This is a genomic window from Bradyrhizobium sp. UNPA324 (assembly GCF_006658635.1).
Lineage (GTDB): Bacteria > Pseudomonadota > Alphaproteobacteria > Rhizobiales > Xanthobacteraceae > Bradyrhizobium > Bradyrhizobium nanningense.
Genome location: NZ_LFJD01000004.1, coordinates 3,718,601 through 3,731,269, shown reverse-complemented (window position 1 = coordinate 3,731,269; position 12,669 = coordinate 3,718,601). Strand labels below are relative to the sequence as shown.

The 12,669-nt window shown below is 64.9% G+C and carries 9 protein-coding genes; 6 read left to right on the top strand and 3 right to left on the bottom strand.

What is annotated here, in order from left to right:
- The first annotated feature begins 98 nt into the window (after positions 1-98).
- The 6 genes from UNPA324_RS18105 (at position 99) to mdlC (ending at position 7,987) form a co-directional block, all read left to right on the top strand.
- Positions 99-1,046: an ABC transporter substrate-binding protein gene (locus UNPA324_RS18105; protein ID WP_164936640.1), complete on the top strand. Its 948-nt coding sequence runs from the start codon at positions 99-101 to the stop codon at positions 1,044-1,046.
- A 171-nt stretch (positions 1,047-1,217) separates the two neighbouring features.
- Complete coding sequence (locus UNPA324_RS18100; RefSeq protein ID WP_141935254.1) at positions 1,218-1,697, top strand: MarR family winged helix-turn-helix transcriptional regulator; 480 nt, start codon at positions 1,218-1,220, stop codon at positions 1,695-1,697.
- Positions 1,698-1,743: 46 nt separating this feature from the next.
- Positions 1,744-3,453, top strand: coding sequence for an FAD-dependent oxidoreductase (locus tag UNPA324_RS18095; protein WP_141935253.1), 1,710 nt, complete (start codon positions 1,744-1,746; stop codon positions 3,451-3,453).
- 76 nt (positions 3,454-3,529) lie between these two features.
- Positions 3,530-4,855 (top strand): MFS transporter, encoded by a 1,326-nt coding sequence (locus UNPA324_RS18090; RefSeq protein ID WP_141935252.1) that lies wholly within the window; start codon positions 3,530-3,532, stop codon positions 4,853-4,855.
- A 39-nt stretch (positions 4,856-4,894) separates the two neighbouring features.
- Positions 4,895-6,343 (top strand): aldehyde dehydrogenase, encoded by a 1,449-nt coding sequence (locus UNPA324_RS18085; protein ID WP_141935251.1) that lies wholly within the window; start codon positions 4,895-4,897, stop codon positions 6,341-6,343.
- Between the two features lie 36 nt (positions 6,344-6,379).
- On the top strand, positions 6,380-7,987 hold the full coding sequence (gene mdlC, locus UNPA324_RS18080) for a benzoylformate decarboxylase (RefSeq protein WP_141935250.1): 1,608 nt from the start codon (positions 6,380-6,382) through the stop codon (positions 7,985-7,987).
- Here the strand turns inward: mdlC and UNPA324_RS18075 are convergent.
- The 3 genes from UNPA324_RS18075 to UNPA324_RS18065 form a co-directional block, all read right to left on the bottom strand.
- Positions 7,984-9,519 carry a glucosamine inositolphosphorylceramide transferase family protein gene (locus UNPA324_RS18075; protein ID WP_141935249.1) on the bottom strand — a complete coding sequence of 512 codons (1,536 nt, stop codon included), beginning with the start codon at positions 9,517-9,519 and terminating at the stop codon, positions 7,984-7,986. The two genes, mdlC and UNPA324_RS18075, sit on opposite strands and share 4 nt — an antisense overlap.
- A gap of 25 nt (positions 9,520-9,544) precedes the next feature.
- Positions 9,545-10,720 (bottom strand): glycosyltransferase family 4 protein, encoded by a 1,176-nt coding sequence (locus UNPA324_RS18070; protein ID WP_128922543.1) that lies wholly within the window; start codon positions 10,718-10,720, stop codon positions 9,545-9,547.
- Between the two features lie 211 nt (positions 10,721-10,931).
- Positions 10,932-12,278: a lipopolysaccharide biosynthesis protein gene (locus UNPA324_RS18065; protein WP_141935248.1), complete on the bottom strand. Its 1,347-nt coding sequence runs from the start codon at positions 12,276-12,278 to the stop codon at positions 10,932-10,934.
- Positions 12,279-12,669 lie beyond the last annotated feature (391 nt).

Here is a 12,669-nt window from a genome sequence, read left to right as displayed (position 1 = left end):
TTGGTGCGCGCATATGAGCGCGCATGGCTCGATGCAAGCTTCCGTTGCGGCAACTGGTCTGCCGTGCCGGGGATGAAGACAGACCAGGGAGGAAGTCCATGTTGAAGACGATCATGCTCGCCGGCGCCGCGACGGCGCTTGTTCTTAGCGCCGCGCCGTCCTCCGCCAAGGAGCTCAAGTCGATCGGCGTCTCGCTGGGGTCGATGGGTAACCCGTTCTTTGTCGCGCTGTCGAAGGGCGCCGAGTTCGAGGCAAAGAAGACCAATCCCAATGTGAAGATCACGGCGGTCGGCTTCGAATACGACCTCGGCAAGCAGGTCACTCAGATCGACAATTTCATTGCTGCCGGCGTCGACCTGATCCTGCTCAACCCCGGCGACCCCAAGGCGATCGGGCCGGCGATCAAGAAGGCGCAAGCCGCAGGCATCGTCGTCGTTGCGGTCGACACCGCGGCCGAAGGCGCCGACGCCACCGTGACCACGAACAACGTGCAGGCGGGCGAGATCTCCTGCCAGTACATCGTCGACAAGCTGGGCGGCAAGGGCGACGTCATCATCGAAAACGGGCCGCAGGTCTCCGCCGTGATCGACCGCGTCGTCGGCTGCAAGAATGTCTTTTCGAAGAATCCCGGCATCAAGGTGTTGTCCAACGACCAGGACGGCAAAGGCTCGCGCGAAGGCGGCCTCACCGTCGCGCAGGGCTATCTGACCCGCTTCCCCAAGATCGATGCCATCTTCGCCATCAACGATCCCCAGGCGATCGGCACCGACCTTGCGGCACGCCAGCAGAACCGTAGCGGCATCGTCATCACCGCGGTCGACGGCGCGCCCGATATCGAGGCCGCGCTGAAAGATCCGCAGTCGCCGCAGATCCAGGCTTCGGCGTCGCAGGATCCGTTCTTCATGGCGCGGCGGGCCGTGCAGGTCGGTGTCGGCATCCTCAATGGCCAGAAGCCGGCCTCGACCGTCGAGCTGTTGCCTTCCAAGCTCGTGACCAGGGACAACGTCGCCCAGTACAAGGGCTGGACCTCGGATCGCTCTCAATAAGTCTCTCGCCGGGAGCGCTCGATCCACGAAATCACGGGCGGCGTGTTGATCCGCGCCGCCCGTCACGTCAGACCCGCCGCGATACGCGCCGATCGGCTGTCCGAGCGCGCCAGGCCGCCTCTTGTGTTAGCTTCGCGCAACCTCGACCCGGTCGAATCGGAAGCAGATCTCGTGAAAGCCAAGATATCCGGCACCGCATCCGGCACCGCGTGGCGGCATGCCAATATCGGTCGCCTGCTCAACAACGCCGTGCGGCGCTTCGAAGGGCGCGTGCTCGCATTGATGAGCGAACGGGGACACGACGAGACGCGCATTGCGCATGTCAGTCTGACCCGCAATCTCGACGTGGAGGGGACGAGGCTCACCGAACTCGCCCGGCGCGCATCCATGAGCAAGCAGGCGATGGGCGAGCTGGTCGATCAATGTGCCGAGCTCGGCCTCGTCGATCGGATCGCGGACCCGACCGACCGGCGCGCCCGCATCGTCATGTTCACGCCGGCCGGACGCAAATGGCTCGACGCGTTTCGCGACGCAGTCGACATCGCCGAGCAGGAGATGCGCACCGAGCTCGGCAAGGCCACGATGGACGCGATCCTGAAGGGGCTGGCGGTCTATGGCGCGAAGTTCGACGCGTTGGACGACGTTGAATAGTCAGGTTACTTGACTATATCGTCAGGCTTCCTTACCATGCAAGATAATGCTGGTAGGGAGAAGGGTCTTGGAAACACGTCTGACAGCGTCGGTGCTCATCGTGGGCGGGGGGCCTTGCGGGCTGATGCTGGCCAACGAACTCGGCCGGCGCGGCGTGTCCGCGCTCCTGGTCGACGAGAAGCCGGGTACCGCGTTCAATCCGCAAGCCAACGCGACGCAGGCGCGCTCGATGGAGCACTATCGGCGGCTGGGTTTTGCGGACGAGATCAGGCGGGAGGGCTTGCCGGCGGACTACCCGACCGACGTTGCGTATTTCACTCGCTATGCCGGTCACGAACTGGCGCGCTTTGCGCTGCCGTCGTCGTCGCGCGCGGGTGAGCTCATCAAGGGCCTATCTGGCTCCTGGAGCGCGGCAGAGCTGCCGCATCGCGTCTCGCAGAAATATGTCGAGGCGGTGCTGCGCCGCCATGCCGAGCGGCTTGCCGGAATCCAGCTCCACTATGGCCACCGGCTCGCCGGTTACACCGAAAGCAATGACGGCATCGTCGGCGAGGTCGAATGTCTCGATGACGGCAGCCGCTTTCAGGTCCAAGCCGACTTCCTGGTCGGTGCGGACGGACCGCGCTCGATCGTCCGCCAATCGCTCGGCATCGTCTATGGCGGCGAGACCGGGACGCAGCGCGATTTCATGGGCGGCCGCATGCTGGCGGTGTATCTCCGCGCGCCGGACTTCTATGCGAGCATCCCGCACGCCAAAGCGTGGATGTACAATTGCTTCAACGGCGACCGCCGCGCCTTCATGGCGTCGGTGAACGGGTGCGACGAATTCGCGTTTCACACGCAGCTTCGGCCGGGTGAAGACGAGAGCGCAATCACCATCAACGAAGCCAAGGCTGCGTTCCAGCGTGCCTGCGGCGCGCCGATTGATTGCGAGGTGCTGTCGTTCCTGACCTGGACCGCCGGTCACGCGCTGGTCGCGAACGCGATGCAGCGGGGCAGGGTCTTCCTCGGCGGCGACGCGGCGCATCTGTTCACGCCGACCGGCGGTCTCGGCTACAACACCGCGATCGAGGATGCAGTCAATCTCGGCTGGAAGCTCGCAAGTGTCGTCAAGGGCGTGAGTCCGGCGACGCTGCTCGACAGCTACGAGATCGAGCGGCGGCCGGTGGCGCTCCGCAACACCGACTACGCACGGCGGTTCGCGGACTCCCTTGGTCTCTTCGCGCCGGCGCCGGAGATCGAGGACGCCACGGACGAGGGCAGCGAGGCGCGGCGGGCGGCAGGCCTCTATCTCGAGCAGCACGCCCGGGCCGAATTCAACATCCCCGGCATCACCTTCGGCGGGCGTTACGACGGATCTCCGATCATCGTCTCCGATGGCAGCCAGCCGCCGCCCGATGCTGCGAATGTCTACGTTCCCAGCGCCTGTCCCGGCGGCCGCGCGCCGCATGCGTGGCTGGAAGACGGCGCCTCCTTGTATGACCTGTTCGGGTTCGAATGGACACTGCTCCAGTTCGGCGACACTGCGTCGGCTCACGCAGGCATGACTGATGCCGTCCGTGGGCTCGGGGTCGACTTGAAGCTCGTCGCGCTGCCGGCGTCCTTGCGCGACCTCTATGACGCCGACCTCGCTTTGATCCGACCGGACCAGATCGTCGCTTGGCGCGGCAGTGCGTCGCAGGCCGGGACGATCGGGCGCGTCCTTGCCCGCGCGCTCGGACGCGATGCGAACGACGGCGCGCGGCTGGCAAGCTGATCGATTTCCGCCGCCGCACTCAACGCGGCGGTGCGCCAACGATAACAAGACGACGACAACACCGGAGGAGGACAACATGACGACAAGAGCATTTGAGGATTACGACGATCATGCCGCCACTGCTCTCGGCGTCGAGCAGACGGCGAGCAGCCGCCGGCGCATCCTGATCGCCGGCACCATCGGCACCGCGATCGAATGGTACGATTTCTTCATCTACGGCCTGATTGCGCCGCTGGTGTTCGATCAACTCTTCTTCCCCAAGTTCGACCAGCTCACGGCCACGATTGCGGTGTTCGCGACATTTGCCGTCGGATTCCTGGCGCGTCCGCTTGGCGGGCTCGTGTTCGGCCATTTCGGCGATCGCTTGGGACGCAAATCCGTCCTCTTGTGCACGCTGCTCCTGATGGGACTTGCGACCATGTCGATCGGACTGTTGCCAACCTACGCCAGCGCAGGCGTTATCGCGACCGTCGCGCTCGTCGCATTGCGCTTCCTGCAGGGCTTTGCGCTCGGCGGCGAGTCCACCGCGGCAATCCTCATGGCCATCGAGACGGCGCCCGGACACCGGCGCGGCTTCTCGGCGGCGGTGATCCAGGCCGCGGGCCCCGTCGGCGTCGTGCTCGCCTCGTTTGCCGCGCTCGCGATCTCGCGGCTGCCGGAGGCGGATCTGCTGTCATGGGGCTGGCGCGTTCCGTTTCTGATCAGCGCGGTGCTGGTCGCGCTCGGCGTCTATGTTCGCTGGCGCATCGAGGAGAGCGCGACGTTTCACGAAGCGGAGGAGTCCGGGGCGGTGCCGGCCGTCGAGGCCATCAGGGGACATTGGCGGCCGATTCTCATCGTGTTCTTCGCGGAGATGGCGCAGACCTCCTATTTCTACCTGACGGCCATCTTCACCATCTCTTTCGCGACACGTCAGCTCGGTGTTCAGAAGGACGTGATCACGCAAGCCGTGTTGTTCGCCAACCTCGTCGGGCTCGTGGCCATGCCGCTGATCGGGGCGTGGTCGGACCGGATCGGACGCAAGCGTCTGTTCCTGGCGGGCGTCGTGCTCGCGGCCGCCTCGATGTTCGCGTTCTACGGCATGGTCGCGAGCCGCGACACGCTGCTGATAACGGGTGCGGTGGTCCTGGCTGCGGGCGTAATCCATCCCCTGATGTTCAGCACCGAAGGGAGCTATTTCCCGGAACTGTTTCCAACCCGCATCCGCTTCACCGGCGTGTCGATCGGAAAACAGCTCGGCACGGTGCTCGGCGGCGGTATCGCACCGCTCGTCGCCACCAGCCTGTTCGCGCAGACGGGCTCGACTTACGCAATCACCGGATACTACGTCGCGCTCGCGCTCGCGGCGATGATCGCGCTCGGCTTCGCGCACGAAACCAGCAAATCGCGGCTGCTCGGCTGAGCTCGGCCAAGGCAGCAGAAGGTCATCAGGGAGGTTCTCATGGACGTCAGTCTTCTCATCAACGGACAAGATCAGGCCGCTTCGACCAGCAAGGTGTTCGAGCGGCGCAATCCGCTTTCGCAGGAGGTCGCAACCCGTGCGGCCGCCGCGACGGCTTCGGATGCAGACGCCGCGGTGGCGTCGGCTGCCGCCGCATTGCCGGGGTGGTCGGCGCTCGGCCCGAACGCAAGGCGCGCTCTGCTGCTGAGGGCGGCCGATGCGCTGGACGCCAAGCGCGACGCCTTCATCAAGATCATGATGGCCGAGATCGGCACGACCGAGGTCTGGTCAGCCTTCAACGTCAAGCTCGCATCCGGCATGCTGCGCGAGGCGGCGGCGCTGACGACGCAGATCGCGGGCGAAGTGATCCCGTCCGACAAGCCGGGATGCCTCGCGATGTCCGTTCGCCAGCCCGCCGGCGTCTGCCTCGGCATCGCGCCGTGGAATGCACCGATCATTCTCGGCTTCCGCGCCGTGGCGGCGCCGCTCGCCTGCGGCAACACGGTGGTGCTCAAGGCGTCCGAGATCTGTCCGGGAACGCACCGGCTGGTCGGTGAGGTATTCAAGGACGCTGGCTTCCCGCCCGGCGTCGTCAACGTTCTGACCAATGCGCCGGCCGACGCGCCCGCATTGGTCGAGCGCCTCATCGCCAATCCCGCGGTACGGCGGATCAACTTCACCGGGTCGACGCGCGTCGGCCGCGTCATCGCCGAACTCGCCGGACGCCACCTCAAGCCGGTGCTGCTCGAGCTCGGCGGTAAGGCGCCGCTGGTCGTGCTCGACGATGCCGATCTCGACGCAGCCGTCGCGGCCGTCGCGTTCGGCGCCTTCATCAACCAGGGGCAGGTCTGCATGTCGACCGAGCGCGTGATCGTCGATGAAGCGGTGGCGGCATCCTTTGTCGAGAAGCTCGCGAAGAAGGCGAGCGCGCTTCCGGCCGGGGATCCGCGCTCCGGTCCGGTCGTCGTCGGCTCGATGATCGACGAAGCTCCGGCCAGGCACGTCGTCGCACTGATCGACGACGCCATCGGCAAGGGCGCGGTCAAGCTCGCGGGTGGCGAGCGCGCCGGCACGGTCGTTCCGGCAACCGTGCTCGACCGGGTCGCGCCCGGCATGCGCATCTATACCGAGGAGAGCTTTGGTCCCGTCGTCTCCGTGATCCGCGCGCGCGGCGTCGACGAGGCGGTGCGGCTCGCCAATGACACCGAATACGGCCTCTCGGCCGCCGTGTTCGGACGCGACGTCGCCCGTGCATTGACGGTGGCGCAGCGCATCGAGAGCGGCATCTGCCACGTCAATGGCCCGACTGTGCATGACGAGGCGCAGATGCCGTTCGGTGGCGTGAAGGGATCGGGCTACGGCCGCTTCGGCGGCCAGGCCGGGATCGCCGAGTTCACCGATCTGCGCTGGATCACCATCGAGACGCAGCCCCAGCACTATCCGTTCTGATGGGCCTGAAAGCGAAGCACCCAAGGAAATCTTCCAATGAACTCCAAAACCCTGACGGTTCGGGAGGCGACTCTCGGTGTGCTTCGCTCCTTTGGCGTCGACCGCGTCTTCGGTAATCCCGGCTCGACGGAGCTCGCCTTTCTCGGCGACTGGCCCGACGACATCGACTATGTCCTCGGCTTGCAGGAAGGCTGCGTCGTCGGCATGGCGGATGGCTACGCCCAGGCCACGGGACGGCCGGCTTTCGTCAATCTGCATTCGGCGGCCGGGCTCGGCCACGCGCTCGGCAATCTCTTCACGGCGTTCCGCAACAAGACGCCGATGGTGGTGACGGCGGGGCAGCAGGCGCGCAGCCTGCTGCGAATGCGGCCTTATCTGTTTGCCGAGGACGCCGAGCAATTTCCAAAGCCCTATGTGAAATGGAGTGCGGAACCTGCGCGCGCAGAGGATGTCCCAGCAGCGATCGCGCAGGCCTTCCTCATCGCCATGCAGCATCCACGCGGTCCGACCTTCGTGTCGGTGCCGTCGGACGATTGGGCGCGGCCGGCGGCCGCTCCGCCGGTCCGTTATATCGCGACGGAATTTGCGCCTGACCCGGCGGCGATCGTTCGGCTCGGTGCGGCCATCGCAGCGGCCCGGAAACCTGCCTTCGTCGTCGGGCCCGACATCGATCGCAACGCCTGCGTCGGGGCGATGGTCGCGGTTGCCGAACAGGCGAGGGCGGCCATGTGGGCAAGCCCGATGTCGAGCCGTTCGAGCTTTCCGGAATTGCATCCACAATTCGCCGGCTTCCTTCCGGCAGCTCCCGGTGGGCTCGCGCGCGCCTTGCGCGGGGCCGATCTGATCGTCGTGGTCGGAGCGCCCGTGTTCACCTTCCATGTCGAGGGACAATGCGATCTGCTGGACAACGGAACCCCGGTTTGGCAGATCACCGACGATCCGACTGAAGCCGCGTCCGCGGCCGTGGGTAATAGCATCATCAGCACGCTTCCAAAGGCGCTCATCGCGCTTCAGTCGGCGCTGCCCGACATCGCGAACCGCGAGATGCCGGCCGCGCGGGCACGGCCCGGCGCGCCTCCCGCACAAAATCCGATTCCGCCGGCCTATGCGCTCAGCCGGTTGTCGGCGCTGATGCCGCCGGATGCGATCGTTGTCGAGGAGGCGCCATCGCATCGGCCCGCAATTCAGCAATTCATGCCGCGGCCGGGCACGGACAGTTTCTACACGATGGCGAGTGGCGGACTTGGCTACAGCCTGCCGGCTTCGGTCGGCGTGGCGCTGGCGCGGCCCGGTCGCCGCATCGTTGCCTTGATCGGCGACGGTTCGGCGATGTACTGCATCCAGGCGATCTGGACGGCGGCGCAGCGCAGCTTGCCGGTCACCTTCGTGATCATGAACAATTCGGGCTATGGCGCAATGCGCGCCTTCAGCCAGCTCATGCAGGCGCATTGCCCGCCCGGAATCGATCTGCCCGGGCTCGACTTCGTCGCGCTCGCCAAGGGAATGGGCTGCGTAGGGCAGCGCATAACCGATGCCGGCGATGTCGACCGCATCTTGAGCGAAGCGCTGGCCTCACGCGGTCCCGCGCTGGTCGAGATCGCGGTCGACGACGCCACGACGGATCTGTTTAGCCACCCGCGCTAGCCGGCGGTGTATGGGCTGGTTCGCGGAGACGAGGCGGCCGATGGAAATCTGGTCGTGAAGGCGCGGGTCTTGGGTTGGACGTGCGAGCCGTCGATCAGCTCGAGCCGGCCGCAGCGGTTCAGGGTGTGGAGCTTCCTGCCGGGCCATACCGGTCCGGGCTTCAGCGAATGGCGCACGATCTGCCTGAAGGCCGTCGGCGACAGTTCGACCACTTCCGCCAGCGCGAGCGCCGCGCCGTATCCGTCGGTGCAGTTCTGGACCGGGCGCCACAATTTGTCGTTGATCGTGATGAAATTCCCCGCCGGCCGCGTGCTCGCGCGGTCGATCAGGACCGGATTGCTGGCATGGGGCAACCAGGGCCCCAGGAGGTGCTCCGCGTAATAGATCGCCAGCGAATCCGAGTAGCCGGCGGTCCCGTCGCGCCAGGCGCCGAACAGATAATGCAGGCCGTTGTGTCGCGTGATCGTCACGTCAGCCAGCTCGAGGCCTGACAGTAGCGTCGCGTGCCGCTCCCATTTGTCCGGGAACCGGACGCATTTGTAGAGGGCGACGTCGCCGTGGGTCGAGCTCTCCGGGATCATCCACAACGCGCCGCCGTCTTCGATCAGAAACGGATAGGAGAGGTGCCAGGGCTCCTCAAGCACCGGCACGGCCTCGCCGACCGGTCCGTTGTCGCCGAACTCGATCGCCGAAATGATGCCTTTTCCGACGCGGTGGTCGAGGTCTTCGAAGAAGACGAATGTTCGCCCCTGCCACGTGATCGGAAAGGGATCGGCGTAGAAGTGGTTTCCGGGATCTTCCAGAACGTTCCAGCTCGGACCCGATAGATCGCCGGTTTGACAGACGCCCGCGCCGTCATTGAAGCGCCATCCGATATGCCAATGCGGGGCATAGCAGCAGAGACGATAGATCTCCTTGGCAATCGATACGGCCAGGCCGCGCGCGACATAGCCAACCGGTCCGCGGTGCGGGCCGTTTTCAACGGGGCGCGCCAGCTGCGGCACAATACGCGGCCTTCCCGACAGGATCGCCGCCACCATGGTCAGGGTTCGCGCCATGACGGTTTCGAGTGCGCCGCTGAGACCGGCGGCAATTTCGCCGGATGGATGGCCGCGATCCATGATAGAGCCGTCGGCCTCGTTGACGATGTCGATCACCGGCAGGTCGCCGGCCAGAATGGCGGCAAGGGCGGCGTTTTCGCCTGCAACGCCATTGAACAGCGGACGGAGATACAGCCGGGCGGAGCTGCTCGGATCGCGTGCGCCGCCGGTGAAATCGACGATCACGTCGGTGGTTTCGGTATGAACCTGCGTCCGCTGCGGAATGATGTCGAGCCTGTTGCCGCCGCTATGCTTGCCCTTGTGCAACACCACGCGTTCGAGCTCGAACAGGGCGTCGAGACCCGCGGGCCGCGGCTCGGCCGTGGCCGCCCACGCGATCTGAACCGGAACATCCCGGCCGTCGATCGTCAGCGTCTCGCGGTCCATCCACCGCCGCGCGTACTCTCGTTCACAGCGAAACTCGATGATCATGTCGAGCCCATTCCAACGTGTCAGGTCAAATGACCTGGCCGAGAATACGAACGTATTCCTCCACCATGGCATCTACCGAATAGCGCAGCCTCAGGCCTTTGGCGTTTTGTCGCAGTGCCTCGCTCAGATGTTGGTCCGTCAGCAGCCTGGAGACGGCTGCCGAGAGCTTCGCAGGATCGGAGGCATCAACGAAGAGCGCAGTCGGCTTGCCTTCGCAGGACAGCACTTCGCGCAGGACGGGAAGATCGGTCACGACGGAGGGAACACCGGCATTTGCAGCCTCGACCGCGGCCAGACCGAAGGTTTCGGCCTGTGTCGGGAACACGAACACGTCCAGACAGGCGAGAAAGTCCGCCATTCGGCTGGGGGGAATTTCCCCGAGCAAATGCAGCCTGTCCGACACCTTCAACTCGTCCGCCAGTTGCCTCAGCCGGGCCTCGTCGGCGCCCTGGCCGGCGAGCGCAAGGTGCCAGGACGGCTGATCCGGTAACAGGCGTATCGCCATGTCGAGCCGCTTGTGCGGATGCAGCCGCGCCGCGCAGCCGAGCAAGACGCGATCCGGCGGCAGATTGAACTTCTGTCGTGCGGCGTCCTTCGACAGGGTGAGGGCCTTGTCATCGAAGCCGTGCGGCACATGCACCATGCGCGAACGGTAGGCCGCGGGGTAACGCGAATACTCGCGTTCCATGTCCTGCGAATTGAGCGTGATGCTGTCGAAGAAGCCGAGGCTGCCCATGACGATGTCGGCGGTGCGGACCGGCCAGCTCATCGCCAACGCGGATGAAACCTGATTGGCGACCACAGGTGCGCGGCTGACGAGGCGCGTCACGCCGGCGCCGATGACGTTGCCGAAATGCTGGAATGTCAGGACGGCGTCGGGCCTGATGGTCCTGATATGGCGAGCGAGCGTCCACAGCATCCGCAGCAGCGCGAATGGATTGCCCGGCCGGCTCGGCGCGCAGTACAGCGTATCGGGGGGCTCGTCGAAGGAATCCGATTTGCGGAAGAAGAACAGATTGGTGACGCGATAGCCGCGAGCGGTCAGCCCGGCGCCGAGCAGCCTGGAGATCTCCTGCGCACCGGCGTTCTCGGCCTGCGTTTGCGCGAGAAGCACGTGCGGCTTCCGTTCGCTGCCGTTTGACCACGCGGATGCTGCCGCGGTCGTCTCGCCCAATTCCTTGTTCGGCTGATAATGCAGCACGGATCCCGACCCGCTAGAGAAACGAAATCTTCACCTTCTTAACTCCGTACCTATCATGCGGGCATCGCGTGGACACCGACTAGCCACAAACGGAGTTAATGCGGGGTCGACCGTCGACATCATTCGTGCAGCTATTTCGCTGGTTCCCGGATGGTGCGCAGCGAGCGTGTTAACCAAGCGAACTTGCGCGCCGCCGACGCGTGAACGCCGGCTAATCACTGGAGTCGGCGCCGCGAACTGCATAATTGCCGCGCTTCATGGCGGTGAAGCGCAAAAGCACGAGAATTGAGGGATCGACCCCTGATCGCCGGCGGCAGAGCACGTTCAGGGCTATGGTCGCGAGCGCCAGAGATACTGTGGCTGAAATCGCCGCGCCAAGCACGCCGAGCCAGGGAATGAGGACGAGAAATCCCGCGAGACGCAGCGCGACATTGGCGGCAACGACGGGAACATAGATTCGTTCATGGCCGGTCAGCTGCAGGATCGCAGCGGAAGGGCCGCCTGCGGCCTGGATCGCCGTTCCGATTGCAAGGACGATGAGGACCGAATGCTGTTCGGTGAAATGAGGTCCAAACAGGTTGAGGAGATAGGGGCCGCCGATCCAGATCGTGGCGAGCCCGGCGGCCACGCATAGCGCGGTCACCTCCGCCATCAACCGCAAGGTTCGCTCGAACTCACGATGGTTCTTGCTGAAATACAGCGAGGGGAGCCGGCGCGCGCCGAACGTATACAGCGCCGCGGACACCATGGCGAAGATGTTGGCCAGGCGCGAGGCGGCAAAGTAGATACCGGCCGTCGCCGGATCCAGCATCCAGTAGACCAGGATGACGTCGAAATACTGGTTTGCGACTTCAAGGATGGATGCGATCCAGAAGTGAAGGGCGCTCGACCGCCAGCGCGACGTTTCGGAGCGGGCCGCGGTGCCGCGCAAATCAGGCAGCACGCGCGCAATCGAAATGATCTGCGCAGCCAGGCCGACCGACATCGCAATTGTCATCACCGCGATCAACTCGGCGGGATCGAGTTGCCGGTGAGCGAACAGCATGGCGACCAGGAAGAGGACGACGATGACCCGCCAGAACAGCTCGCGGTTTCCTTCGCCCATGAGAATGCTGACCAGCGAACGTGCGATCTGGCTGCCAAGCATCACGCCAGCGTTGACGGCCGTGTACACGGACACCGCAAGTATGAGCAGCCACCAGTCGCCCCTCATGTTGGCCGCGATGGCGATCCCCGCGATCACAATCAGCATGGCGACCGAGGTAATCTTGAAGCTCGATAGCAGGACACCTTTGATCAGGTCTGGCCTGTTGCCGACTTGATACTCGTTCAGGAAGCGCACCAGCAACGATTCCTGACCGACCAGTCCCACGACGGCGGCGATCTGGGCCACCGAAAGCCAGGTCGCGAAGATGCCGAAGCCATCGGGCGACATCGTTCGTGCCGCCAGCGAGAACAACGCAAACGCAAGCGCGCCGCTACCAACCTTGAGGAGGATGGTCCCGACCACACCGCGCGTGACGTCGCGCCGCAACAACTGGAGGATGGATTCGATCATGGAAGCTTAAGGAGCTGCTCTCTCCTGAAGAGACATGTTCCGGTACGGGCGGCAACCTAGCATGCCGAAAAACCGCGAGTGTTAATCGGCGGCGTCCAGGATCCCGGCGGCGGCGACATCGCGGTGATGCCGGTTGCTTCACTGTGGAACATCGTCGTCCTCATTGTCTCAAATAGAGCAAGGCCCGGCCCGGACCGAATGACGGCGTAGCACCGCATCGACGGCTGAGAACGGCGAGATCAGCCGTTTGAATGCGGGTTGGCTCGCCCGTATCGGCCCTCAAGCTGCCAGAAACTGGAATCTACCGAGAATCCTCAGCAAGAGGCGTGCCGGTTATGTCGGGACAACCGGCTCTCCGCTCCGTTAACCTCGATATCGAGAAATGATCGCG